We start from the raw sequence: 23,541 nt of genomic DNA, 5'->3' as shown, positions 1-23,541 counted from the left end.
CGGGGTTGCGGATGGCTATATCAAAGTCGCGATTGCCTTCTGGCGACCGTAAAGCGCAGGATGTGGTGGTCGAAGCCCGGCTGGAAACAGCGGGCGTGTAAGCTGTGAATTGTCGGGAATAGGAAGAGAGTGCTTTTTCGTCGCCGCAAACCTGATGGTCTTTTCGAGCGGGTGCGCACCTATCTGTGGCCGCGCCGTTCGTTTTCGCGCTCGCTTCAATATTTCTCCAAGCGCATCCTGCGGCTGAAGGCCACCCCGCATGCGGTGGCGGCGGGCGTCGCGGCAGGTGTTTTTGCTTCGTTCTTCCCCGTCGGTTTCCACTTCATCATCGCCGCCGTTCTGTGTTGGGTGATCGCCGGCAATCTGGTGGCAGCAGCTCTCGGAGCCGTGTTTTTCGGCAATCCGCTGACCTTTCCGCTCTTGTGGGGCGCGTCCTGGGAAACCGGCAAGCTCATCTTGCACGATCGCCTGCCTACGCATGGCCCGCCTGCGCATCTGGGCGAAATGATGCACAAGCTTTCCTTCGCCAAACTATGGCATCCCGTACTGGAGCCTATGCTGATCGGGGCGGTGCCGCTCGGGCTCGTGTTCGGCCTGGTGTTCTACGGCATCACGCGCTGGGGCATGAATGTCTTCCGCGAACAGAGGCGCAAGCGGCTGGCAGAGCGCGCGAAACGCCGTGAGCATTCGCCTCATCCCGGCGGAAGCATCGGTTCCGCCACCCAATGATCATTGGCATCGGCAGCGACCTGATCGACATCACACGCATCGAGAAATCGCTTGAGCGTCATGGCCAGCGCTTCATCCAGAGGATCTACACCGAGGTGGAGCAGGCGCGTTCGGAGAACCGGCGCGCCCGCGCGGCGTCCTACGCCAAGCGCTTTGCCGCCAAGGAGGCTTGCGCCAAGGCACTGGGCACCGGTCTGGCGCAAGGGGTCTTCTGGCGTGACATGGGTGTCGTCAACCTGCCCAGCGGTGCGCCGACGATGGCGCTGACCGGCGGAGCGCTGGCGCGGCTGGAGAAGATCCTGCCGCAAGGTCATCGGGCAGCGATCCACCTCACCATCACGGATGATTTCCCGCTCGCTCAAGCCTTTGTGATCATAGAAGCGCTACCGGTCGAAGAAGCGCCACATTGATTGCATCTGACGACCGGCATTGACGTTGCCCAGCGCGCGCCGAGACTCTATACCATCCAACGCACATCGAGGACGACATGAGCGTGGCTGAAAAATCCCAGAAGAAATCCGGCGGGCTTGGCGAAACCGTCAGCGTCATCGTCCAGGCGCTTTTGCTCGCCCTGGTCATTCGCACGCTGCTGTTCCAGCCGTTCTCGATCCCGTCGGGCTCCATGCGGCCGACGCTTCTGGAAGGCGACTATCTGTTCGTCACCAAATGGTCCTACGGCTATTCACGCTATTCGCTGCCTTTTGGACCGGACATTTTCTCGGGCCGTATCTGGGGCTCCGAGCCCAAGCGTGGTGACGTGGTGGTGTTCAAGTTCCCGCCGGATCCGTCCGTCGACTACATCAAGCGCGTCATTGGTCTCCCCGGCGACAAGATCCAGATGAAGGATGGCCAAGTCTTCATCAACGGCGTCGGCGTGCCGCGCGTCAAGACCGGCCAGATCGACAATCCCGACATCACGGAAAAGGATTATCCGATCGATGTCTATCGCGAGACGCTGCCCGATGGCGTCAGCTACGACACGCTTGACCTGTCGCCGAACTCGATTGGCGACAACACCCGCGAATTCGACGTGCCTCCCGGCCACTATTTCATGATGGGCGACAACAGGGACAATTCCGCCGACAGCCGCTTCACCGTCGGCTATGTTCCGGCCGAGAACCTGGTCGGCCGCGCCAACCTTGTCTTCTTCTCGATCGCCGGCAAGGCAAGCCCGCTCGAAATCTGGAAATGGCCGTCGCTGATGCGCGCCTCGCGCCTATTCCATTTCGTCAACTAGGGTCATGGCGGCACCAAAAAGGTTGACCGCCGATGCGCTCGCCGAAGCGCTTGCGGAACGCACGGGCCATGCCTTTGCCGACCGTCAGCGCCTGCAGCGTGCGCTTACCCATGCCAGTGCGCGAGGCGCCAATGCGGGCGCCGATTATGAGCGGTTCGAATTTCTCGGCGACCGGGTTCTTGGCCTTGTTGTCGCCGATATGCTGTTGGCTGCCTTTCCCGATGCCGCGGAAGGGGAGTTGTCGCTGCGGCTCAATGCGTTGGTCAATGCCGAGGCGCTGTCTGACATCGCCGAAGATATCGGGCTGCCGGACCTGATCCGTGCCGGGTCGGATGTGCGCGGGCTCGAGGGACGCAAGCGCGTCAACCTACGCGCCGACGCACTGGAATCGCTGATCGCCGTGCTGTATCTCGATGGTGGTCTGGAAGCAGCCCGCGCGTTCATCCATAAATACTGGCAGCCGCGTTCGCAGGCCTCGGGTGCCGCGCGCCGCGACGCCAAGACCGAATTGCAGGAATGGGCGCATCAATCGGCGAGTGCTGTTCCCGCCTATCAGATCGACGGCCGGGAAGGCCCCGATCACGATCCGCTGTTTACCGTCAGCGTCAAGGTCGGCGCGTTTCAGCCGGCAACCGGCAGCGGCCGCTCCAAGCGCGAGGCCGAACAGGCCGCCGCTGCTGCCCTTCTGGTTCGGGAGGGCGTCTGGGTTCATGAAGGGAGTGCGGCATGACCGCCGAAGACACCGCAGCCGCTCCAGTCACGCATTCCGGCTTCGTCGCGCTGATCGGCGCGCCCAATGCCGGCAAGTCGACGCTGGTCAACCAACTGGTCGGCGCCAAGGTCTCGATCGTCACCCATAAGGTGCAGACGACACGCGCCATCGTGCGCGGTATCGCCACGCACGACAACGCGCAGATCGTCTTTGTCGACACACCGGGCATCTTCAAGCCCAAGCGGCGGCTGGACACCGCGATGGTGACCACCGCCTGGGGCGGCGCCAAGGATGCCGATATCGTGCTGCTGCTGATCGACGCCGAGCGCGGCATCAGGGGCGACGCCGATGCGATCCTCGAACGGCTGAAGGATGTGCGCCAGCCGATGGTGCTGATCCTCAACAAGGTCGATCGGGTGAAGCATGAGGCGCTGCTCGCCCTGTCCGCGGCAGCGAACGAGAAAGTACCGTTCCAGCGCACCTTCATGGTCTCGGCGCTGACCGGCTCCGGCTGCAAGGACCTGCTCGACTACCTGGCCCAGGCGCTGCCGGCCGGCCCGTGGTACTACCCGGAAGATCAGATTTCCGACCTGCCTATGCGCCAGCTGGCGGCCGAGATCACCCGCGAGAAGCTCTATCTCAGGCTGCATCAGGAACTACCCTATTCCTCGCATATCGAGACCGAGAAATGGGAAGAGAAGAAGGACGGTTCGGTGCGCATCGACCAGACCATCTTTGTCGAGCGCGACAGCCAGAAGAAGATCGTGCTCGGCCACAAGGGCGAGACCATCCGCGCCATCGGGCAGGCCGCGCGGATGGAAATATCAGGCATATTGGAGCAGAAGGTGCACCTGTTCCTGTTCGTGAAAGTGCGCGAGAATTGGGGCGACGACCCCGAGCGCTATCGCGAGATGGGGTTGGAGTTTCCGCATTAGGCGTGATCCCGAGAAGTGAGCGCCGTTTTCGGGAAAGATCATGCTTGAGGTAGCGATCGATGCCGCCTTGGTGCGCCGGCTGATTGCCGCGCAATTCCCGCGTTGGAAGAATCTTGCGGTCAGGCCGGTTGATTTTGGCGGCTGGGACAACAGGACCTTTCATCTCGGCGACGAGATGACCGTGCGGTTGCCGAGCGCCGCCGCCTACGCCCTGCAAGTGGAAAAGGAACATCGCTGGCTGCCGAGATTGGCGCCGCTGCTGCCACTGCCCATTCCCGTACCGCTGGCGATGGGCGTTCCGGCCGAGGGCTATCCCTGGCATTGGTCAGTCTATGGCTGGATCGAGGGCGAGATCGCGAAACGGGAACGTATCGCAAATCTGTCGGAATTCGCGGCGGACCTGGCTCGGTTCCTGGTTGCGTTGAAACAGGTGGACGCGACCGATGGGCCCGCGCCTGGGCAGCACAATTTCTTTCGCGGCGGACCGCTGACGGTCTATGACGGCGAGACAAGGCAAGCGATCTCGGCGCTCGGCAACCGCATCGATGCCGGCGCCGCCACCGCCGTCTGGGAGATAGCTCTTGCCGCGGCCTGGGAAAGTCCGCCCGTCTGGTTCCATGGCGATGTCAGCCGGGGCAACCTCCTGGTCGAAAAGGGCAGGTTGAGCGCCGTGATCGATTTCGGCACCTCCGGTGTCGGCGATCCATCCTGCGATCTGGCAATTGCCTGGACGCTGTTCGAAGGCGAAAGCCGGGACACGTTTCGCGCCTGCCTCGCGGCAGATGAAGCGACCTGGGCGCGCGGGCGCGGCTGGGCGCTATGGAAGGCATTGATCACCGCCGCCGGGCACATAGACGTGGCCTCGGCCGAGATCGAAGAATCGTGGCGAGTGATCGATGCTGTGCTGATCGATCGCAAGCGCCAGGCATGAGGCGAGACGCCTGGCTCCGTCATCGGGCGGCGCTGATGGATCAAAAAAAACTGCTGTCCCGGCAGCTTTCGCATGGGCCTCTATCGTCGGTTGAGCGCTCAAGAAATTGGCCAGATTTGACTTGAGAATCTGATGTTTAAAAAATAACATATTCGACATTTGTTAGACAACGTGCGCGATTGACTTGAAAATAGTGGAATAAACTGGAATATTGGAGTCTAAAGTAAAAGAAATCCGGGATTATTACATAAAAATGACGATGTGCCATTTGTGCCGATTTGAAAATTGACCTGACTCGGTCAGTGTTATTTGTGCAACACAGATTTAATCTGTGGCGTGAATCCAGCATATTTGCGGAATTGTCATTGAAGGCGGAAGATTGGTGGGTATGTTCGCCGCGAAAAGGGGACGCGATGCGAGCCTTTTTTCATTGTGGGGGTGAGGCGGGAAAACATATCCGCCAGCCACAATTCGGAAGCCATTTTAATAACTTGACTGGAGAGGTCAGAAAATGAACATCAAGAGCCTTCTTCTCGGCTCAGCCGCGGCACTGATCGCGGTGTCCGGCGCACGCGCCGCGGACCCTGTCGTCGTCGCCGAACCGGAACCGGCCGAATACGTCAAGATCTGTGACGTCTACGGCGCCGGCTATTTCTACATCCCGGGCACCGAAACCTGCCTGCGCATCGGCGGCTATCTCCGCTACGACATTGGCGTCGGCGATTCCGGCACGTTTGATGGCGTCAACAACGTTCGCGATCACATGGACGGCGGAAACCACGACACCTACTACAAAAATATGCGCTTCACGCTGCGGACCTATACCGGCCAGGAAACCGAGCTCGGCACGCTGAAGACCTTCACCGAGACCCGCTTCCAGTTCGGCAACTCCTCTGGCGACTATGATGGAAGCGCAAGCACTGGCTGGCAGGCTGGCAATACCAAGGCAGACGGAACCAGCAAGACTTCGCTGAATTTCGCCTGGATCCAGCTCGGTGGCCTGCGCGTCGGTAAGGACGAGACGGCATACGACCAGTTCATCGGTTACGCCGGCAATGTCATTCAGGACACGATCATCCCGTATGGCATCAAGGACACCAACGTCGTCCAGTACTACTTCGACGCTGGCAGCGGCTTCACGGGTGTGGTCTCGCTCGAAGAAGGCACCGGTGCTAACACGATCGACAGCTATGTTCCGCATGTCGTCGGCGGCTTGAAGTATAAGGGCGACTGGGGTGCGATCACCGGCGTCGTCGCTTATGACAGCAACTACGAGGAAGTGGCCGGCAAGGTTCGCTTGGACGTCAACGTCAGCAAGGAACTGTCGCTGTTCATCATGGGCGGCTACGGCACCGACGACAACCTCACGGACGACGCCCACAATGCCATCGACGCACATGGCCGTGGCCAGTACAAGCCGTGGGGCGGCAACTGGGCTGTCTGGGGCGGCGGTACCTACAAGTTCAACGAGAAGACCTCGTTCAACGTCCAGGCTTCGGCTGACGACGACAAGAACTACGCTCTTGCCGCGAACGTCGCCTACACGATCGTCCCGGGCTTCACGATCACGACCGAAGTCGACTGGGATCACTACGGCAATTTCGGCAATCCCTCCATCTACGGCAACTGGTCCAAGGCCGACAAGAAGGACAGCGTCGGCGGCATCGTCCGTTTCCAGCGCAGCTTCTAAATCGACTGACCTCATCAACCGCCCGCAGCACATCGCTGCGGGCGGCTTTTTTATGCGTTGTTGCGGGAGACGGCCCAGGCGCTCAGGCCCATACCTTGATTTTGCCACCCGATCGGTGAAAAGCTCGTGATATGGAATGGCGCGACGAGGGAATCATTCTCGGCACCCGCAAGCATGGCGAAACCAGCGCCATTCTCGAGGTGATGACGCGTGCCCATGGCCGTCATCTCGGCCTCGTGCGTGGCGGCCGCTCGCGCAAGCTGCAACCCGTTCTCCAGCCCGGCAATCGCGTAGATCTCTTGTGGCGCGCGCGCCTCGACGAGCATCTGGGTACCTTCCAGGCCGAAGCGATCGAGATGAACGCCGCCCGGCTGATGGACAGTGCCATCGCCGTCTACGGCCTTCAGACGATGGCGGCGCATCTGCGCCTGCTGCCCGAGCGTGATGCCCATGGGGGCCTTTACGAGGCGCTTTCGGTGATGATCGTCCACCTGGACGATGCCGACGCCGCCGGCGAGCTGGTGGCGCGTTTCGAACTGCTGATCCTCGATGAACTCGGCTTTGGCCTCGATCTCAGCCAATGCGCCGCCACCGGCACCAAACAGGACCTTGCTTATGTCTCGCCGAAATCGGGGCGCGCGGTGTCGCGTGAAGCCGGAGCACCATGGCACGACAAGATGCTGGTGCTGCCTGCATTTCTGCAGCGCGGTTCCGGCATGGGCGCGAATCATGCGGCGATCGCGGACGCCTTCCGCTTGACCGGTTTCTTCTTCACCCGCCATGTCTACGAGCCGCGCGGCATCGATCAGCCCGACGCGCGCGCCGGATTTCTTGCAGCGTTGCGCAAGCACCACGCAACGCACAAGCCCATCGCCGGAGAGATCGCGGCCAGAGAAATCATCAGATGAGCGAAGTCGAACTCTATCCAGGCCGTGTCTCGCCGCTCGGCCTCGGCACCATTCCTCACGCCGACATCCTGAAATACACCGGCCTGGAATTGCTTCAGCGAATCATCGACGGCAAATATCCGGCACCGCCGATCTCCTTCCAGCTCAGCTTCGCGTTGACCGAAGTATCGGAAGGTCGCGCCGTATTCCGCGGCGTGCCGAACGAACGTCACCTCAACCCGCTGGGTGGCGTTCATGGCGGCTGGGCGGCGACGCTGCTCGATTCGGCGTTGGCCTGCGCCGTGCAGTCACTGCTCGACAAGGGTGAGGCCTACACGACGGCGGAGTTCAAGGTGAACCTCACGCGGCCGATAACGCCCAGGACCGGCGAGGTCGTCTGCGAAGGCAAGGTGGTCCACAAGGGCCGCACGCTTGCCGTTTCGGAAGCGACGCTGAAGGACGCCAGCGGCAAACTGCTGGCTTTCGGCACCGAGACATGTTCGATATTTCCAGCCGCCAATCTGGCGGCACGTTGAGTTTTCAGCCGTTTGGCCGCCGCATTTGAATGTCAATGAGACGAAACGTCAGTGAAAACTGGCCTGGTTTGGGGGAACCGCCATGTTTGAAAGCCTGATCGGCCTTGTCGCCATCATCGCCTTGTTCGTCATCATTTCGCGCCAGCAGAGCCGGATCGGCCTGATCGAGCGCGAACTTGGCGCGTTGCGCAGTCTCGTGCTTTCGGGCGCGGTGCCGTTCGCGGCCAGGCCGTCGGAACAGGAAGCGGCCGAGGGCGAGGCCTACACGGCACCGGTGGCCGCGCCCGCGGCCGATATCGCCCCGGCAGCAATCAGCGAGCCCGCGCCGGTACAGGCCACCGAGGCGGAAATCCCGGCCGCAGAGAGTGTGCCCGGTCCCTGGAGCACCCCCGAGGCAACACCGAAAACGCCAGAGGTCGCGCCGGCCGCGGTCGCCAAAGCCGCTCGCCAGTCCGACGTCGAAACCGCGCTCGGCACGCGTTGGGCGGTCTGGGTCGGTGGCATTGCACTTGCTCTGGGCGGCTTGTTCCTGATCCGCTACACCATCGAGGCCGGCATTTTCGGCCCCGGCGTGCGGCTCACCATGGCGGCCGTGCTCGGTTTGGTGCTGGTCGCCGCCGGCGAGTTCATTCGTCGCACTGGATTCAAGGTGCCGGTGCAAGGTGTTGCCGGCGCTTATATTCCGGCGATCCTCACGGCAGCCGGCGCCTTCATCCTGTTCGGCACCGTCTATGCCGCCCATGGCGTTTACGGCTTCATCGGCCCGGCGCTTGCCTTCACGTTGCTTGGTGCGATCGGCATTGCAACCATCGCCGCCGCTCTCGTCCATGGCCAGGCGCTGGCTGGCATCGGTCTAGTCGGCGCCATGGTGACGCCGGTGCTGATCGCTTCGCAGGCGCCCAATCCCTGGGCGTTGTTCGGCTATCTCGCAATCGTGCTCGCCGCCACCGGCGTTATCGCCCGCATGCGCGACTGGAAAGCGCTGATGGCGGCCGCCTTTTTCGGCACCGGCATCTGGACCATCCTCTACATGACCGACGCACCGGGCGCGAACCTTTCCGCGATCCTGTTCATCGACACTGTGACGCTGGCTGTGCTTGCCCTTGTCTGGCTGAGCAGTCGCGGCAACGAGACCGGACCAGCAAGGTCCTTTGACTGGCCGTCCATCGTGCCTGGACTGTTCGTCGCCTTCTCGGCGCTGGGCCTCTCGGTTGACCCGGTCTTCGCCGCTGCCGGTGATGCCTTGCCGGGCGCGGTGCTGCTTATGGTGATGGTAGCGGTCGCGCTCTACCGCCCGCTGGCGCTGCCACTGCTTTATGCCGCGGGACTGGCGACGGTACTGATCTATCTCGGCATCATCCCGCCGACCTCTATCGCTTCCGATTTTTCGAGCGGCGCTCTGGGTGTTGATGGGGTGCCTTTGGCCACGGCCAACGCGCTGAGCTTGCGCCTTGGCATCGGACTTGGCGTGGTCTTCGTTGCCGCCGGTCTCTGGGCCGCGCGCCGTTTCGCCGCCTCGGCGCAGATCCGAGCAGCCTCGTGGGCTGCATGGGGTGTCATCGCGCCTCTGGTCATCCTGCTGGCGCTCTGGTTCACCTTCGGCAATCTCGACCGTGACTTTGTCTATGCCGCCGTTGCGGCCCTGCTGGTCGTGGTCTTCGCCGCCGGCGGCGAGTGGATCGCGCGGGCTGACGAACCGCCGCTCAGGGGCGGCGTGGCAGTGTCGTTTGCCTTGGGTGGCGCAGCGGTCGCCGGACTCCTGATGCTGCATATGGCTTTTGATTCCGGCTGGACCACCACCTTGCTCGGTGCCGCGGCAATCGTGCCGGCGCTCGCCACGCGCTGGCGCTCGTATCCTGTGCTCGGCTGGATTTCAGTCGCCGCCGTCATCGCGGTGCTTGGCCGCGTCGCCTTCGACCCGACGATCGTCGGCGCCGAGTTCCTGTCAACGACACCGGTCTTCAACTGGTTGTTGCCGGGCTATGGCGTGCCGGCGCTCGCCTTCGGCTTCGCGGCCTGGCAGCTCGCCAACACTACCGATGGCCGACCGCGCCTTGCCATGGATGCGGCGGCGACACTGTTCGCGCTGCTGACGCTCGCCATGCTGGTGCGCCACGCCATGCATGGCGGCGTCATCAACAGCGACGCGCCGACGCTCGCCGAACAAGCGATCTACACGCTGATCGCAATCGGTGCCGGAGCCATCCTGATCGCCATCGACAGGCGCTCGCCAAGTTCGGTGCTGCGCTATGCTTCGATGGCGGTGGGCGTGGTCTCGGTCGCCTTTGTCGTCATCCAGCATTTCCTGGTGCTCAATCCGTTGTTCACCGACGAATCGACCGGTCGGATTCCGGTTTTCAATCTTTTGTTCCTGGCCTATCTCGTGCCGGCCGTCGCCGCCGGCGGTCTGGCGCTCTATAGCAGGGGCAAGCGGCCGAAATGGTATTCGGCCATGCTGGCGCTGGTGGCGGCGCTGCTTGCCTTCGCCTATGCCACGCTGTCGGTGAGGCGCCTGTTCAAGGGTGAGTTCATCGGCTTGTGGAGTGGCCTTGGCCAGTTGGAGACCTATACCTATTCGGCACTCTGGCTGGCGATCGGCGTGGCGCTGCTCACGGCTGGCGTCTGGCTGAAATCGCAGGTTCTGCGCATTGCTTCGGCCGGGCTGATCGCGGTTGCTGTGCTGAAAGTTTTCCTCTTCGACATGTCGGAACTGGAGGGCGTACTCAGGGCGCTGTCCTTTATCGGTCTGGGTGCGGTGCTGATCGGCATTGGCCTGTTCTACCAGCGGCTTTTGACGCGGGCGGCGAAGGAAAAAGGATAATCGCCTGCGATCATTGGTTTTCCTTGCCGGTCGGGAATAAACCGGCACCCGCCGGCGTTATCTCGTTGCTTGGGTGACCGGAGCGGTGGACCGCTTCGCGCTGGCCGCTTGCGCCGTGCCGGGAAGGCGCGTTCAATCGAGATCAACAAGGGCGACCTCAGAACCAGCGGTCATGAACGAAAAAAAGGCAGCAATCCTTGGCGAAATACCGCGCCTGCGACGCTACGCACGCTCGCTTTTGCGCGACCGCGATGCTGCCGACGATCTCGTTCAGGACTGTCTTGAGCGCGCGCTGTTGCGGCTCGACAATTGGCAGACAGGAGAAAGCCCCAGGAGGTGGCTGTTTACGATCATGCATCATTTGTTCATCGACCAGATGCGCAAGGTGAATCGCCGCGGCGAAGCGGCGATGCTGCCGCTGGAGGCGGGCGAGACGGTTGCGCAGCCGCCCGAACAGTTGGAGGGCATCGCTTCGCGCGAGATCATCGACGCATTGCAGGCGATCAGCCCGGATCGCCGCGCGGCGCTGGTCATGGTCGCCATTGAGGGCTTTTCCTATGCCGAAGCCGCCAACATTCTGGGTGTGCCCGCGGGCACGCTGATGTCGCGCATCGCGCGTGGCCGTGAGGAACTGCGTGGGTTGCTGGACGACACAGCACGCCGCCGAGCCATAAGGATCGTCGAGAAATGATCCGCCGCGATTTTTCCGAACGGGACATCCACATGGCGCTCGACGGCGAACTGCCGCCCGATGAACGTGCCGCCTACGATGCCTGGCTCGACTCCAATCCCGAGATGAAGGCCAGGAGCGCCCGCTTCACCGCCGACCGGGAGGCATTGCGCTCGGCTTTTGCCGGCGTACTGGATGAGGCTGTACCAGTGCGCCTGCGCAAGGTGGTGCTCGGCGAAGCGCCTGTTAAGGTTGTGGTGCCACGCTCACGCTGGTGGCTTGCCGCCGCTGCGGCCGTGCTTCTCGCCACGGGCGGATTTGGCGGCTACTTTGCCGGCATCGGCGGCCTCGGGCAGGAGGATCCGGCGGAGGATCAGCTCGCCGAACAGGCGATCGCCGCCCACGTCATCTATGCCGCCGAGAAGCGGCATGCGGTGGAAGTTCCGGCCAGCGACAAGGATCATTTGCAGACCTGGCTGTCCAACCGGATCGGCCTGAATCTGGTGGTGCCGGACCTGAGCGCGAACGGCTTCCAATTGGTTGGTGGCCGGTTGCTGCCGGCCGGCGAAAGCAAGGCCGCGATGCTGCTTTACGAAGACGACAAGGGCGAGCGCATATCCCTCTTCGTGACGGCGGAATCGACCGAGAATGCCAAGGGTACCTACGCTTCGGCGCAGGACGGTCCGCAGGCGGTCTACTGGCTGGACAAGGGCTATGGCTGTGCCGTCGTCGGTTCGCTGCCGCGCGAGCAATTGGCGGTCGTGGCCAAGAGCGCGTATGGCCAGCTTTTGGCCGGGCTGGCCAGTTGAGCCGGTTGCGAACTTGCGCGGCCGACTGACTTGAAAACAGCGATTGCGTTCAAAGCTTGCCAGCTTCCCTGTCGTGGCGGAAACTGTCACAATTCGGCCCTAATCAAGGAGCGATAGCGCTTGATGAATACCGGCGCTTCGGCCGGTGTTCGCGACGCTTTTGACCGGGGCCGTTTTCCGCAACGCAATCGAGGTTTTCTCAAGCCGCATGCCTGCCGAGATCCGCAAGGCCCGCGCGTCAGACGTCGATGATCTCGCCGCCATCGAGAAAGCCGTGTTCTCGAGCGACCGCATTTCCCGCCGCTCCTTCCGCCAGTTCATCGAGCGGGAGACCGCCGAGACGCTGGTCGCCGAAATCGATGGCCGCGTAGGCGGTTATGCGATCGTGCTGTTTCGCAAGGGCAGTGGGGTGGCGCGGCTCTATTCCATAGCCGTCGGACCGTTCTTCGGCGGGCTCGGCATAGGCCGCCAATTACTGTCCGCGGCCGAAGAGGCAGCCTTCGAACACGACCGCATGATGCTGCGTCTCGAAGCGCGCGAGGACAATGGCCGCGCCATCCATATCTACGAGCAGGCCGGCTACCGCAAGATTGGCCGTGAGCCGGGGTACTACGAAGACGGCGCGACGGCGCTACGCTATGAAAAAACCCTGCGCGGCGACCTTCCGGTCGCCACCAGGGTGCCGTTCTACCAGCAGACCTGCGAGTTCACCTGCGGTCCATGCTGCCTGATGATGGCCATGGCCAATTTCGATGGTGGCTTCGTACCCGACCCGGTGATGGAAATCCGCCTCTGGCGCGAGGCAACGACCGTCTTCATGATGTCTGGACCAGGCGGCTGCGAACCATTCGGTCTGGCCGTTTCGGGGTACGAAAGCGGGCTTGCTGCGGAGATTTACGTTTCCTTCTACGGCGCATTGTTCCTGCAATCGGTGCGCAGCGAGGAGAAGCGCCGGGTCATGGAACTGGCACAGGTCGACTTTCGCCGCCGCGCGGAACTTTACGGCATCCCGGTGAATTACCGTCCGTTCACCATCGACGATATAAGGGCGGCTCTCGCTAGTGGCAAACTGGTGCTGGTGCTGATCAGCGGCTTCCTGATGTTTGGCAAGAAGGTGCCGCACTGGGTGCTGGCCATCGGCGATGATGGCGATCATATTCTGATCCACGATCCGTGGGTCGAGGATGAAAGGCAGGAAACCATCCTTGATGCCGCCAACATTCCCGTGCCTTACGGCATCTTCATGAACATGGCGCAGTTCGGTCGCGACGGACTGCGTGCCGCCATCACTTTGGGAAAGAGATAATGACCTGGGTCATTCTTACCGGCAGGCAGAGCGATCTCGACCAGGTGGCGACACCGCACAAGATCATCACCAATCGTGACTATCTCGCGCATCCCTCGCTATTCCGCGGCCAGCGGCCGAAGGTCATCAACCTGTCGAACAACTACGGCTACCAGAGCCGCGGTTATTATGCGTCACTGCTGGCAAGTTCGCGCGGCCACAAGGTCATCCCGACCGTCGAGACGATGATCGACCTGTCGGAGCGCAAGCTCTACGAGCACGCCTTGCCGGAACTGGAACTGGCGCTCAACAAATGCCGCAAGGATCTCGGCGGTATATTCCCGGCGAAGGTCTGCATCTTCTTCGGCATCGGCCCGTCCAAGATCTGGGACCGTTTTGCCAAGCTGTTGTTCGACTGGTTCCGGGCGCCAGCGCTCGAAGTCCACATCAAGGACAGCGCCGAATGGGCTTCGATCCGCAAGATCGGCTTCCACCCGCTGGCGCGCATGACCGAGGACGAGGAAAAGAGCTTCATCCAATGCCTGGAGACCTACACCAACCGCGAGTGGCGCGACACCAAGGGCCGCACGCCGGCGCGGTACACCTTCGCCACGCTGGTCGATCCGCATGAGGAATTGCCGCCCTCGGAAATCTCCTCGCTGCGCTACTGGGCCAAGATCGCCGAAAAGATGGGGGTCGAAATCGAGCCCATCACCAGGAAGGATCTCGCCAAGCTCGCGAATTACGATGCGCTGTTCATCCGCGAGACCACCTCGATCTCCAATCATACCTATCGTTTCGCCCGCCGCGCCCAGCAGGAAGGCATGCCTGTCATCGACGACCCGCTGTCGATGATCCGCTGCACCAACAAGGTCTATCTCAACGAACTGATGGCCTACAACAAGGTGCCGGTGCCGCCGACGGTGATGATCGCCGGCGCCTCCGATCTCGAACTCGCGGCGCAGACGCTGGGTTTTCCCCTGGTGTTGAAGATCCCGGATTCGTCATTCTCGCGCGGTGTCAAGAAATGCGCCAATTTCGAGGAGCTGAAGACGCTTGCCACCGAATGGCTCGAGGATTCCGATCTTCTGATCGCGCAGAAATTCATCCCGACCGAATATGACTGGCGTGTCGGCGTGCTCGGTGGCCAGCCGCTGTTTGCCGTGCATTATCTAATGGCCAAGAAGCACTGGCAGATCGTCAACCACAAGGCCAATGGCAAGCCCGACCAGGGCGGCATCAAGACCTTCACGCTGAAGGAGACGCCGCCTCATGTCGTCGAGACGGCAGTGAAGGCGGCGCGATGTATCGGCGATGGTCTCTATGGGGTCGACCTCAAGGAGACCAAGGACGGCGTCTTCGTCATCGAGGTCAACGACAACCCCAACCTTGATCATGGCTGGGAGGATTCCGGCGAGAAGGATGAGGTCTGGGTGCGGCTGACGCAGTGGTTCCTAGAGCGGCTGGACAGGCCGGGACGGTAATCAACCGAGGGGAAACATGCAGTTCATCGTCATCGAGGATTTCACCGGCTGCGACCGCAAGGAAATCTATCGCCGGTTCCGCGACCGCGGCCGCCTGAAGCCGGAGGAGCTTGTTGTGCATCATAGCTGGATCGCGGCCGATATGAGCCGCTGTTTCCTGCTGGTGGAGACCGATGACGTCACGCTGCTGCAGCGCTGGGTCATCGAATGGGCTGATCTGGTCGAGTTCGAGATCGTGCCCGTGGCGGCCAACAAGGACATGGTGGCGGCCTTGAGCGCGCACCTCTGATCATGGCCCCACCCGGTCAGCGCAGCGCCGGCGAGCCCACGGCGCGCTGGCATTCATCGATCAGCCAATCGCGGAACGCGGCCACCACGTCGCGCCTTGCGCTTCGCTCCGGGACGGTCAGGCAATAGGGCTGTCGCAGGGCAATTGCGCTCTTGGCGGGGCGGACCAGCCGGCCGTCCTCCACCGCCTCGGCACAGTAGATCCCTTGCGCCAGTGCCAGGCCCAGCCCCGAAATGGCGAGGTCGAGGGCCGCGCGCGACGAATTGGCCGAGAGCCCGCGCCGTACCGCCCGGCCAGATTGGGCGCCCGCCGCCTCGAACCAGTTGCGCCAGGCCGGAAACGATGCGCCGGTCGGTCCCCAATCCGTGTGAATGAGCGGCAGCCCGGCGAGCGGCTCGCCGCCCGCCTTGATCATGCCGGCAAGCTTTGGCGCGCAGACGGGGTAGACCGCATCCCTGGCAATGTCCTCGGTCGGATGCTCGCGATAATGCGGGCCGTAGGAGAGCCTGATGTCGATCAGCTCGCGGTCGAACGGCACCGGGTCGTCATCGCCCCGGAGCGATATGTCGGCGGCGCCATGGCTTGCGACGAAGCCGGCCAGACGCTGCGAAAGCCAACCCATGGCCATGGATGGCGGTACCGATACCACGAGACGCGGGCGGAATGCGTCGCCGGCAAGCTCGCGCGAGACGCTGCCGATCTCCTGAAAGGCCACGGTCAGCCGCGGCAGCATTTCCACGCCGGCCTCGGTGAGGACAACGCGCCGGTTGACCCGCTGAAACAGCTTGCGGCCCATCTGCTCCTCCAAGGTGCGGATAAGCTGGCTGACGGCGGCGGCCGAAACCGACAGCTCCTCCGCCGCCGCGGCAAAGCTGCCCGTACGTGCCGCAGCCTCGAAAGCCTGAAGCCCTTTCAGGGATGGAGATGTGACCATTGCCGCCCAATAAGATAAGCTTACCTTATCCAAATCGCAGGAATCGTCGTTTTTGGAAAGCTTTTTCGCCGGCTAGAGTGGTCGTCATCAATCTCCAGCCTGGATCGAAGCCGATGGACCATCGCGACATCATCGCGTCACTGACACCGGAAGAGCGCAATCGCCTGACGACCAAATCCGATGTAGCGGGCCTGTTCCAGCTCTGCGCTCACTTGGGCGCGATTGTCATCATTGGATCGTTGATCGCGGCCAAGGTGCCGTTCTGGCCATTGCTGATGTTGCCGCAGGGCATTCTGATCGTGTTCCTGTTCACGCTATTGCACGAGACGGTTCACCGCACGGCTTTCGAAACACAGCGGCTGAACGACGGCGTGGCGCGGCTGTGCAGCCTGGCGATCGCGCTGCCGGCCGACTGGTTCCGCTACTTCCATTTCGCTCACCACCGATACACGCAGGATCTGGAGAACGATCCCGAGCTCGCTTTCCCCAAACCCGAGACCTTGCGGCAATACATTGTCCACGTCTCGGGCCTCCCGGTGTGGTGGGGGCATGTCAAGACGCTGTACACCAATGCAGGTGGTGGCAGTCAGGAGAGTTATGTGCCGCCGAAAGGTCGACCCAAGGTACGGGCCGAGGCGCGCGCCATGATTGCCTTCTACGCTGTGGTCATTCTGCTCACCGTCTATTTCCGGCTCACCGTGCTGCTCTATGTCTGGATCATTCCCGCACTACTCGGGCAGCCATTCCTGCGCCTGTATCTGCTGGCCGAGCATGGCCGCTGTCCGTTCGTCGCCAACATGCTGGAGAACACAAGAACCACGCTGACCAATTGGGTGGTGCGCAAGCTGGCCTGGAACATGCCGTTTCATGCCGAGCATCATGCCTATCCCGGAGTGCCGTTTCACCAATTGCCGCGGTTTCACGCGCTGATCGAGCGGCATCTGAAGGTGGTCGAGCCCGGCTACGTCAGCTTCCACGAGAAATACCTGGAAACATTGAGCTGACATGTCCCGATGCCGTCAGCCGGTTTGGCTGCGCGTCGCACGCGACTTCAATAGGCGCTGGATCTCGGCCGGCTCCGATGGCACGCCGATCAGATAGCCTTGCGCCTCGACACAACCATTGTCGCGCAGCATGTCGAGTTGCCTCTCGGTTTCGACGCCCTCTGCCGTGACCACGATGCCAAGCTCGGCACCCAGCCCGATGATGGTGCGAACGATCGCCGCCGTGTCGCGGTTGCCGATGTCGCGAATGAATGATCGGTCGATCTTGATCTTGTCGACCGGAAACCGTCTGAGGTAGCCGAGCGAGGAATAGCCGGTGCCGAAATCGTCCAGCGCGATGCGGATACCGAGCTCACGCAACTGGCGCAGCGTTTTCAGCACGGCTTTGCTCTCGTCCATCAGCACGGTTTCGGTGATCTCCAGTTCCAGCTGTCCGGCCGGCATGCCGGAAAAAGCCAGCGCCGAGATGACGCTGCGGGCAAACCCGCTGCTTTTGAGCTGCACCGCCGAGACATTGACCGCGATGCGCAACCCCGGCGGCCAGCTAGCCGCCACCGCACAGGCTTTCCTCAGCGCCCATTCGCCAAGCGGCACGATCAGTCCTGTCTCTTCGGCGACTGGAATGAAGTCGTCCGGCGCCACCCTGCCGCGCGCTGGTGAATGCCAGCGCATCAAGGCCTCCGCGCCGATGATCTCGCCCGAGGCGATGTTCATGATGGGCTGGAAATCGAGACCGAATTCCTGGCGCGGCAGTGCCGCCTCCAGATCGACTTCAAGCGCCCGGCGGGCCTGCACCACTGCGTCCATTCCAGGTTCGAAGAAGCGATAGAGGTTTCGCCCATCGTTCTTTGCCCGATAGAGCGCCGTATCGGCGTTCTTCAGCAGCGTGTCGGCGTCACGGCCATCGGCGGGGAAAACGGCAATGCCCAGGCTGACGCCGACATGCATGTCCCGGCCCTTGTCGCGAAATGGTTTTGCGATTGCCTCGACGATGCGTTTCGCCAGTTTCTCGGCATCGGCAATGCCCACGGAGTTGGATTGGATGACGACGAACTCATCGCCGCCGAAACGGGCGATCATATCTGCATCATTGCGCAGGCAACGCTGCAGTCTTTCGGCCACACTCTTCAACAGCCAGTCGCCGGCGGGGTGTCCCCAGGTGTCGTTGACCGCCTTGAAGCGGTCGAGGTCGAGCGAGAAGATCGCGAGCGGTGTAGCGGCCACATCCTCCAGCGCAAGGTCGAGCCGCTCGCGAAACATCGATCGATTGGGCAGTCCGGTCAGCATGTCGTGATGCGCGAGATGGGTCATGCGCTCTTCGGCCAGGCGGCGTTCCGTGACGTCGTCGAACGTCGCTACCCAACCGCCGCCACTCATTGGCTGGCGCACGACCAGAAACGTCCTGCCGTCGGCAAGATGGCGATAGGTCGAATGCATTTTTCCCGCCCGCCGGCAGGCTTCGGCCTTGGCGACTTCGCTGTCGACGTCGATCTCCGTGTAGATGCCGAGTTCCAGCAGTCGTTCGAGCGCGTCGCGATGCGTCGTTCCAAGCGGGAAGTCGGCCGCCGTGACGTTGTACAGTTCCAGAAAACGCCCGTTGCGCACGATCATTTTGCCGTCGGCGTCGTACATCAGCAGGCCTTGCGACATGTTGGCGAGCGCTGCGTCGAAGCGGCGATGCTGCTCCTTGAGATCCTGCTCGGCGCGCCGCTGTTCAGTAATGTCCTCGTAGATCGAGACCCAGCCGCCCGAAGCCAGCGGCCGGTGCGAGATAAGGATGATGCGGCCGTCCGACAGGATTTCTTCGTAGGTCGAAGGCTTCGCCTGGTCGATATAGGGCTTGCGGATGGCATAGAGCTCGTCGGCGCTTTGCGAGGCGACGCCGAGATCGACGCTGTGCCGCAGGATATCGAGGAAGCGGATGCCTGGCCGTATCAGCTTGGCGTCGAGGTGGAAGATGTCGATGTAGTTGCGGTTGCAGATGATCATGCGTTCATCGGCGTCGAACATGCACAGACCATGCGACATGTTTTCGACAGCGGCTGAAAAACGTTCGTTCTGCTCGCGCAGCTCATCTTCAATGCGGCGCGACCGCTCCACGCCTCCGGCCACCCGTTCCGGGACGATCGAACCATCCTTGACGACGGGCATGAGGCGCCCCTGCGGTGTTTGATCGAACACCACACTGTTGACGCTTTCGGTTAATTTAGCGTTTTCTATCCTAATGCGGATGTCGCAACGTGATGCCTTGACGTCTCGATCGCCGAAAACCGCTTCAGGAACGCATTCTGTGCCCAGATCACCGAGCGTGGCGTGAAGTCGAAACGTTCGGCTGAAAAACCGCGCGGGCGGCCGAAGAACTCGGTCGCCTCCGCGGTCGAAAAGCCGGCGAGCAGCGTAGCCTCGAAATAGGCGGCGATCTGGTCGGCGCGCTTGATCTCCTTGCGCAGGGCAGCGGCCGGTTCGGGAGGCAGCGAGAAACGCAGATGGATGGCGCGCTGCAGGCGCAATTCGCAGTCCTTGTAGCTGCCGCCCATCACCGACTTGAATGGCGAGATCATGTCGCCGATGACATATTCCGGCGCGTCGTGCAGCAGTGCCGCCAACTGGTCGTCGGCCGAAGCCTGCGGCACCAACTCGTTGAACAGCGCCTCGACCAGCAGTGAATGCTGGGCCACCGAGAAGGCGTGCTCGCCGCTGGTTTGGCCGTTCCAGCGCGCGACGCGGGCAAGCCCATGGGCGATGTCCGAAATCTCGATGTCGAGCGGCGAGGGGTCGAGCAGGTCGAGCCTGCGGCCGGACAGCATGCGCTGCCAGGCGCGTGGTGGCGCACCGGCGCGGTCTGCCGCCATCAGGCATCCTCCGCGCCGGCGGTTTCCTGCGGGAAACTGAATTTGGCCCAGGCGGGGATGGTGAGCGTCACTGGCACGTCGTCCGCCAGGACCGGCTGGCCGGCATCGAGCGCCGCCTTGACCCTGTCGATGCGGGCGATGGCGAGCCCGGTCACGGTGGCGGTCGAGCCGAGCGTGCCGACCGGGCGCCCGCCGACGGTGAGCTCGGCACCCGCGGCGGGCAGAGGAAGTCCAGCCTGGACGATCAGCACGCGCCGCCGGGCCGTGCCCCGATGCTGCATGCGCGACACGACCTCCTGGCCGACATAGCAGCCCTTCTTGAAGCCGACACCGCCCATCTCGTCGAGCAGCACGTCATGCGGGAACGCGTCGCCGAGTGCATAGTCGGACCCGCTCTCGGCAATGCCGCAGGCGATGCGGAAGGCCTGCCACGCGGCGATGTCGCCGGCGTCCGCTGTGCCGGCATGGAAGCGCGTGACGCCTTCGTCGCCAAAGCGCCTGTCGGCAACCGCGGTTGAATCACTTTCTGAGGCGATTGACTCTTTTCCCCACGCGACAGTGACAAGCGTTTGTTCCGACTTGGCAATCTCGACCTTGGCGCGAAGCCTGTAGAGCATCAGCCGGCGAATGAAATCGTCTGAAACGTCGGCACGGCATTCGATGCGGAAGGCGTTTTCTCCTGCCCGTGAGATCAGGAAGTCGAACAGTATCTTGCCTTGCGGCGTCAGCAGCGCGCCCGGCTTGGCCTCACCATTGCCAAGCGCATCGAGATCGGTGGTCAGGATGTTTTGCAGAAAATGTTCGGCATCCGGGCCGGAGACGGAGATAAGCGCGCGGTCTTTCAGCAGGGCAAAGGGCATGGAGCGGATAAAAGCCTGATCTTGCAAAACGGTTGGCCATTACGTAAGCCGCTGACACCTCCCCCGCAAGAGAGCATCACCATGACCTATGACCTCATCCTGACAGGCGGCACAGTGGTCAATCATGACGGCGAGGGGTTGCGCGACATTGGCGTGAAGGGCGGTCGCATCGCCGCGATCGGCGATCTGCGCCAGGCCTCGGCCGGCGAGACGATCGACTGCCGGGGCCTTCATATCCTGCCCGGTGTCGTCGACAGCCAGGTGCATTTCCGCGAGCCGGGACTGGAGCACAAGGAAGACCTGGAAACGGGATCGCGGGCTGCTGTGCTCGGCGGTGTCACCGCCGTCTTCGAGATGCCCAACACCGACCCGTTGACCACCAGCGAGGCAACGCTTGCCGACAAGCTCCGGCGCGGCAGCGGCCGCATGCATTGCGATTTTGCTTTCTGGGTTGGCGGTACCCGCGATAACGCCAGGGATGTCGGCGACCTCGAGCGTTTGCCGGGAGCTGCGGGAATAAAGGTCTTCATGGGGTCGTCCACCGGTGACCTGCTGGTCGAGGACGACGAAAGCGTCGCCTCGATCCTGAGGAATACCCGCCGCCGCGCCGCTTTTCATTCGGAGGACGAGTTCCGGCTGCGCGAGCGCCTGGGCGAGCGCATTGAGGGCGACCCGTCATCGCATCCCGTTTGGCGTGACGAGATCGCCGCCTTGCGCTGCACCGAACGGCTGGTGCGCATCGCGCGCGACGTCCGCGCCCGCATCCATGTCCTGCACATTTCGACCTCCGAGGAAATCCTGTTCCTCGAACGGCACAAGGATGTCGCGACCTGTGAGGCCACGCCGCACCATCTGACGCTGAGCGCCGACGATTATGCGCGGCTCGGCACGCTGATCCAGATGAACCCGCCGGTGCGGGACAAGCGCCATCGCGACGGCGTCTGGCATGGTATTGCGCAGGGCATTGTGGACGTGCTCGGCTCCGACCACGCGCCACACACATTGGCGGAGAAGGCAAAGCCCTATCCGGCTTCGCCCTCGGGCATGACCGGCGTGCAGACGCTGGTGCCGATCATGCTCGACCACGTCAACGCCGGCCGGCTGACCCTGCAGCGCTTCGTCGATCTCTCCAGCCATGGCCCGCAGCGCATCTTCGGCATGGCCCGGAAAGGCCGTATCGCCGCCGGCTATGACGCCGACTTCACCATTGTCGACATGAAGCGGCGCGAGACCATCACCAACGCGCAAGCCGGCTCGAAAGCCGGCTGGACACCTTATCACGGCAAGGAGGTGACCGGTTGGCCGGTCGGCACAGTCATTCGCGGTCAGCGTGTCATGTGGGAGGGCGAAATCGTTACACCCGGCCGGGGCAGGGCGGTGGAGTTCTCCGAGGCATTGCCCGGTTAGGCCTTCTTAATACCTTGCAGCCTGGTCGTGCCTTCAATCGCCCGCGACGAAGAAGGACCATTGCCCGGCGGGCGTGATGCCGACGCGGTAGAAGATGTAGGCGCCGAACTGCTTCATGTCGTCGAAATCGCCGGCGGTGACGATCTTGAACAGCTCGACCCGCTGCCTGGCGTCGAGCCTGTCGAGCGGCAGCGCGAAGAAATACGGCCAGACATAGAGTTCCTGTGGCGTGCCCGCATCGACATGGACGTAGCCGGCGCTAAGCACCTCCTCCAGAATGGCCAGGATCTCCTGGCCGTCAGGGTCGCCGGACAGCCCTTTGAGGAAGGCGATGGCATCGCCATCGATGTCGGCCAGCGACAGCTGGGTCATGCTGTCGCCCTTGCCGATTAGAGGCCTGAGCTTCTCGATGTCGCCGCTCTTGCAAGCTTCGATGATGAGGTCATGCATGCGTCGCACGGACTCGGGCAGCTTGCCGAGGTCATAGACGACCTCGGGCAAGGGCGCCTGGGGATCGACACGCGGCCTGTTGCTGCCGCCATCCGACGGAATGTCCGGCTCCGCGGCGTCGGGAGCGGCCGGTTGGCTGGCCGAAGGCGGCGTTCCCAGCGGGCCAGGCACGGGAATCGCGCCTCCGGGCGACGACGCGTCGTCGTCCGTCGAGGGTGTGACCGGCGAGGGGAGTTCTTCGCTTTTGATCTCGCTCAGCGCATAGGCAGGGCTGCTGGCCAGGCACGTCACCAAGGCAATCGCGCCACAGCAGGCAGCGAGGCGGATGTAGAGGACAAGACCCTTCGGCCTGCCTGACATCGGAAAATTCACTGCCCCTATCTCCCTGCTCCCGGGCATGGTGCCCGGTCGGCATCTACTCGTCAAAGAACCTGATGTTGGTTCAGTGCCGCAGCCGCTCGGGTTCGAAGGCGCCAGCAATCACCTTTTCACGCATACGGTCCAGCAGGGCAAGGGCCGAGGTCTCGCCATTGGCGCGCAGCATTTCGCCGAATGCCGTTTCGAGCGCCGCCTCGGCAATGATCTCGGGCTCGATGCCGGCCGAAAGGCCTTCCGCCCAGGCTTCGCTGTGGCTCTCAACCGCCGTCAGGCGCTTCTCTTCCCTGACCAGCGCGTCGATGTCGTTGGCAGCATGTTCCATAAGCGATGTCCACCCTTTCAAGCGGCAACCCATCAGTGTGGATCAGGCTTGATCTGTTCCATTCATAGGCAGCGCCAAGTAAGTATCTGTAAATACGACATTTTTTTGGTCGCGTTTTACAGGGGCCAATTGTGTTTGGCGAAGCTGCGTTTCAACCCGGATCAAACTTAGCCGATTAGGCCGGCCTGCGGGGCGAAAACCTTCAGTTTGAGTTAATTCCGCATTCGCGTGGTAACGTTTGATTAACGCTGTTGCAGAAGTGCAACATCAGAATTGCACCAAGACATGGACAGGCACAAGTAGGATATGCCGACGATCC

Annotated in this window: 23 protein-coding genes; 17 read left to right on the top strand and 6 right to left on the bottom strand. The window is 62.5% G+C overall.

The window, feature by feature from the left end; genetic code table 11:
* The first annotated feature begins 129 nt into the window (after positions 1–129).
* The 15 genes from M653_RS0115580 (at position 130) to M653_RS0115510 (ending at position 15,015) form a co-directional block, all read left to right on the top strand.
* The gene (locus M653_RS0115580) at positions 130–729 is read left to right on the top strand and encodes a DUF2062 domain-containing protein (protein WP_027144188.1); all 600 of its coding nucleotides are present in this window, start codon (positions 130–132) and stop codon (positions 727–729) included.
* Positions 726–1,139 (top strand): holo-ACP synthase, encoded by a 414-nt coding sequence (gene acpS / locus M653_RS0115575; protein ID WP_015318576.1) that lies wholly within the window; start codon positions 726–728, stop codon positions 1,137–1,139. The genes M653_RS0115580 and acpS overlap by 4 nt, the downstream gene beginning before the upstream one ends.
* 77 nt (positions 1,140–1,216) lie before the next feature.
* A complete protein-coding gene (lepB, locus tag M653_RS0115570) occupies positions 1,217–1,966 on the top strand; it encodes a signal peptidase I (RefSeq protein ID WP_027144187.1) in 750 nt (249 codons plus the stop codon).
* 4 nt (positions 1,967–1,970) lie between these two features.
* A complete protein-coding gene (rnc, locus tag M653_RS0115565) occupies positions 1,971–2,696 on the top strand; it encodes a ribonuclease III (protein ID WP_027144186.1) in 726 nt (241 codons plus the stop codon).
* On the top strand, positions 2,693–3,613 hold the full coding sequence (era, locus tag M653_RS0115560) for a GTPase Era (protein WP_027144185.1): 921 nt from the start codon (positions 2,693–2,695) through the stop codon (positions 3,611–3,613). The genes rnc and era overlap by 4 nt, the downstream gene beginning before the upstream one ends.
* 40 nt (positions 3,614–3,653) lie before the next feature.
* Positions 3,654–4,544, top strand: a complete 891-nt coding sequence (locus M653_RS0115555; RefSeq protein WP_027144184.1) for an aminoglycoside phosphotransferase family protein — start codon at positions 3,654–3,656, stop codon at positions 4,542–4,544.
* Positions 4,545–5,055: 511 nt separating this feature from the next.
* Positions 5,056–6,234, top strand: coding sequence for a porin (locus M653_RS0115550; protein ID WP_027144183.1), 1,179 nt, complete (start codon positions 5,056–5,058; stop codon positions 6,232–6,234).
* A 131-nt stretch (positions 6,235–6,365) separates the two neighbouring features.
* A complete protein-coding gene (recO, locus tag M653_RS0115545; protein ID WP_027144182.1) occupies positions 6,366–7,142 on the top strand; it encodes a DNA repair protein RecO in 777 nt (258 codons plus the stop codon).
* On the top strand, positions 7,139–7,657 hold the full coding sequence (locus M653_RS0115540; protein WP_027144181.1) for a PaaI family thioesterase: 519 nt from the start codon (positions 7,139–7,141) through the stop codon (positions 7,655–7,657). Before recO ends, M653_RS0115540 begins: the two co-directional genes overlap by 4 nt.
* 82 nt (positions 7,658–7,739) lie before the next feature.
* The gene (locus tag M653_RS0115535) at positions 7,740–10,478 is read left to right on the top strand and encodes a DUF2339 domain-containing protein (RefSeq protein WP_027144180.1); all 2,739 of its coding nucleotides are present in this window, start codon (positions 7,740–7,742) and stop codon (positions 10,476–10,478) included.
* Positions 10,479–10,650: 172 nt separating this feature from the next.
* Positions 10,651–11,169, top strand: a complete 519-nt coding sequence (locus M653_RS0115530) for an RNA polymerase sigma factor (protein ID WP_027144179.1) — start codon at positions 10,651–10,653, stop codon at positions 11,167–11,169.
* On the top strand, positions 11,166–11,957 hold the full coding sequence (locus M653_RS0115525) for an anti-sigma factor (RefSeq protein ID WP_027144178.1): 792 nt from the start codon (positions 11,166–11,168) through the stop codon (positions 11,955–11,957). Before M653_RS0115530 ends, M653_RS0115525 begins: the two co-directional genes overlap by 4 nt.
* 208 nt (positions 11,958–12,165) lie before the next feature.
* The gene (locus M653_RS0115520) at positions 12,166–13,263 is read left to right on the top strand and encodes a GNAT family N-acetyltransferase/peptidase C39 family protein (protein ID WP_027144177.1); all 1,098 of its coding nucleotides are present in this window, start codon (positions 12,166–12,168) and stop codon (positions 13,261–13,263) included.
* Entirely contained in the window at positions 13,263–14,726 is a 1,464-nt protein-coding gene (locus M653_RS0115515; RefSeq protein ID WP_027144176.1) for a RimK family protein, read from the top strand. Before M653_RS0115520 ends, M653_RS0115515 begins: the two co-directional genes overlap by 1 nt.
* A gap of 16 nt (positions 14,727–14,742) precedes the next feature.
* The gene (locus M653_RS0115510) at positions 14,743–15,015 is read left to right on the top strand and encodes a DUF3303 family protein (RefSeq protein WP_027144175.1); all 273 of its coding nucleotides are present in this window, start codon (positions 14,743–14,745) and stop codon (positions 15,013–15,015) included.
* Positions 15,016–15,031: 16 nt separating this feature from the next.
* Here M653_RS0115510 and M653_RS0115505 read toward each other — a convergent pair whose 3' ends face one another.
* A complete protein-coding gene (locus tag M653_RS0115505) occupies positions 15,032–15,949 on the bottom strand; it encodes a LysR substrate-binding domain-containing protein (RefSeq protein WP_027144174.1) in 918 nt (305 codons plus the stop codon).
* A gap of 113 nt (positions 15,950–16,062) precedes the next feature.
* Here M653_RS0115505 and M653_RS0115500 point away from each other — a divergent pair, with 113 nt between their 5' ends.
* Positions 16,063–16,953: a fatty acid desaturase family protein gene (locus tag M653_RS0115500; protein WP_027144173.1), complete on the top strand. Its 891-nt coding sequence runs from the start codon at positions 16,063–16,065 to the stop codon at positions 16,951–16,953.
* A 15-nt stretch (positions 16,954–16,968) separates the two neighbouring features.
* Here M653_RS0115500 and M653_RS0115495 read toward each other — a convergent pair whose 3' ends face one another.
* From M653_RS0115495 to M653_RS0115485, 3 genes are all read right to left on the bottom strand, one after another.
* Positions 16,969–19,104 (bottom strand): EAL domain-containing protein, encoded by a 2,136-nt coding sequence (locus tag M653_RS0115495; protein ID WP_027144172.1) that lies wholly within the window; start codon positions 19,102–19,104, stop codon positions 16,969–16,971.
* Positions 19,105–19,169: 65 nt separating this feature from the next.
* Complete coding sequence (locus tag M653_RS0115490; RefSeq protein WP_027144171.1) at positions 19,170–19,805, bottom strand: HD family hydrolase; 636 nt, start codon at positions 19,803–19,805, stop codon at positions 19,170–19,172.
* A complete protein-coding gene (locus tag M653_RS0115485) occupies positions 19,805–20,665 on the bottom strand; it encodes a folate-binding protein YgfZ (RefSeq protein ID WP_027144170.1) in 861 nt (286 codons plus the stop codon). Before M653_RS0115485 ends, M653_RS0115490 begins: the two co-directional genes overlap by 1 nt.
* Positions 20,666–20,740: 75 nt before the next feature.
* Here M653_RS0115485 and M653_RS0115480 point away from each other — a divergent pair, with 75 nt between their 5' ends.
* The gene (locus M653_RS0115480; RefSeq protein WP_198028787.1) at positions 20,741–22,072 is read left to right on the top strand and encodes a dihydroorotase; all 1,332 of its coding nucleotides are present in this window, start codon (positions 20,741–20,743) and stop codon (positions 22,070–22,072) included.
* Positions 22,073–22,105: 33 nt separating this feature from the next.
* Here the strand turns inward: M653_RS0115480 and M653_RS0115475 are convergent, their stop codons facing one another.
* Together M653_RS0115475 and M653_RS0115470 are read right to left on the bottom strand one after the other, a co-directional pair.
* Complete coding sequence (locus tag M653_RS0115475) at positions 22,106–22,894, bottom strand: hypothetical protein (protein WP_027144168.1); 789 nt, start codon at positions 22,892–22,894, stop codon at positions 22,106–22,108.
* Positions 22,895–22,964: 70 nt separating this feature from the next.
* The gene (locus M653_RS0115470; protein WP_015318556.1) at positions 22,965–23,222 is read right to left on the bottom strand and encodes a hypothetical protein; all 258 of its coding nucleotides are present in this window, start codon (positions 23,220–23,222) and stop codon (positions 22,965–22,967) included.
* Between the last annotated feature and the right edge of the window lie 319 nt (positions 23,223–23,541).

The organism is Mesorhizobium sp. WSM3626 (genome assembly GCF_000513935.1).
Classification (GTDB): Bacteria; Pseudomonadota; Alphaproteobacteria; order Rhizobiales; family Rhizobiaceae; genus Mesorhizobium; species Mesorhizobium salmacidum.
This window is presented reverse-complemented; position numbering and strand designations above follow the sequence as displayed.

Excerpts from the sequence above, each read along its gene's own strand:
- M653_RS0115550 (WP_027144183.1), top strand. The coding sequence starts at position 5,056 with ATGAACATCAAGAGCCTTCTTCTCGGCTCAGCCGCGGCACTGATCGCG.
- M653_RS0115515 (WP_027144176.1), top strand. The coding sequence starts at position 13,263 with ATGACCTGGGTCATTCTTACCGGCAGGCAGAGCGATCTCGACCAGGTG.
- M653_RS0115485 (WP_027144170.1), bottom strand. The coding sequence starts at position 20,665 with ATGCCCTTTGCCCTGCTGAAAGACCGCGCGCTTATCTCCGTCTCCGGC.
- lepB (WP_027144187.1), top strand. The coding sequence starts at position 1,217 with ATGAGCGTGGCTGAAAAATCCCAGAAGAAATCCGGCGGGCTTGGCGAA.
- M653_RS0115510 (WP_027144175.1), top strand. The coding sequence starts at position 14,743 with ATGCAGTTCATCGTCATCGAGGATTTCACCGGCTGCGACCGCAAGGAA.
- recO (WP_027144182.1), top strand. The coding sequence starts at position 6,366 with ATGGAATGGCGCGACGAGGGAATCATTCTCGGCACCCGCAAGCATGGC.
- M653_RS0115540 (WP_027144181.1), top strand. The coding sequence starts at position 7,139 with ATGAGCGAAGTCGAACTCTATCCAGGCCGTGTCTCGCCGCTCGGCCTC.
- M653_RS0115530 (WP_027144179.1), top strand. The coding sequence starts at position 10,651 with ATGAACGAAAAAAAGGCAGCAATCCTTGGCGAAATACCGCGCCTGCGA.
- M653_RS0115525 (WP_027144178.1), top strand. The coding sequence starts at position 11,166 with ATGATCCGCCGCGATTTTTCCGAACGGGACATCCACATGGCGCTCGAC.
- M653_RS0115495 (WP_027144172.1), bottom strand. The coding sequence starts at position 19,104 with ATGCCCGTCGTCAAGGATGGTTCGATCGTCCCGGAACGGGTGGCCGGA.
- M653_RS0115500 (WP_027144173.1), top strand. The coding sequence starts at position 16,063 with ATGGACCATCGCGACATCATCGCGTCACTGACACCGGAAGAGCGCAAT.
- era (WP_027144185.1), top strand. The coding sequence starts at position 2,693 with ATGACCGCCGAAGACACCGCAGCCGCTCCAGTCACGCATTCCGGCTTC.
- M653_RS0115470 (WP_015318556.1), bottom strand. The coding sequence starts at position 23,222 with ATGGAACATGCTGCCAACGACATCGACGCGCTGGTCAGGGAAGAGAAG.
- rnc (WP_027144186.1), top strand. The coding sequence starts at position 1,971 with ATGGCGGCACCAAAAAGGTTGACCGCCGATGCGCTCGCCGAAGCGCTT.
- M653_RS0115520 (WP_027144177.1), top strand. The coding sequence starts at position 12,166 with ATGCCTGCCGAGATCCGCAAGGCCCGCGCGTCAGACGTCGATGATCTC.
- acpS (WP_015318576.1), top strand. The coding sequence starts at position 726 with ATGATCATTGGCATCGGCAGCGACCTGATCGACATCACACGCATCGAG.
- M653_RS0115535 (WP_027144180.1), top strand. The coding sequence starts at position 7,740 with ATGTTTGAAAGCCTGATCGGCCTTGTCGCCATCATCGCCTTGTTCGTC.
- M653_RS0115490 (WP_027144171.1), bottom strand. The coding sequence starts at position 19,805 with ATGGCGGCAGACCGCGCCGGTGCGCCACCACGCGCCTGGCAGCGCATG.
- M653_RS0115555 (WP_027144184.1), top strand. The coding sequence starts at position 3,654 with ATGCTTGAGGTAGCGATCGATGCCGCCTTGGTGCGCCGGCTGATTGCC.
- M653_RS0115505 (WP_027144174.1), bottom strand. The coding sequence starts at position 15,949 with ATGGTCACATCTCCATCCCTGAAAGGGCTTCAGGCTTTCGAGGCTGCG.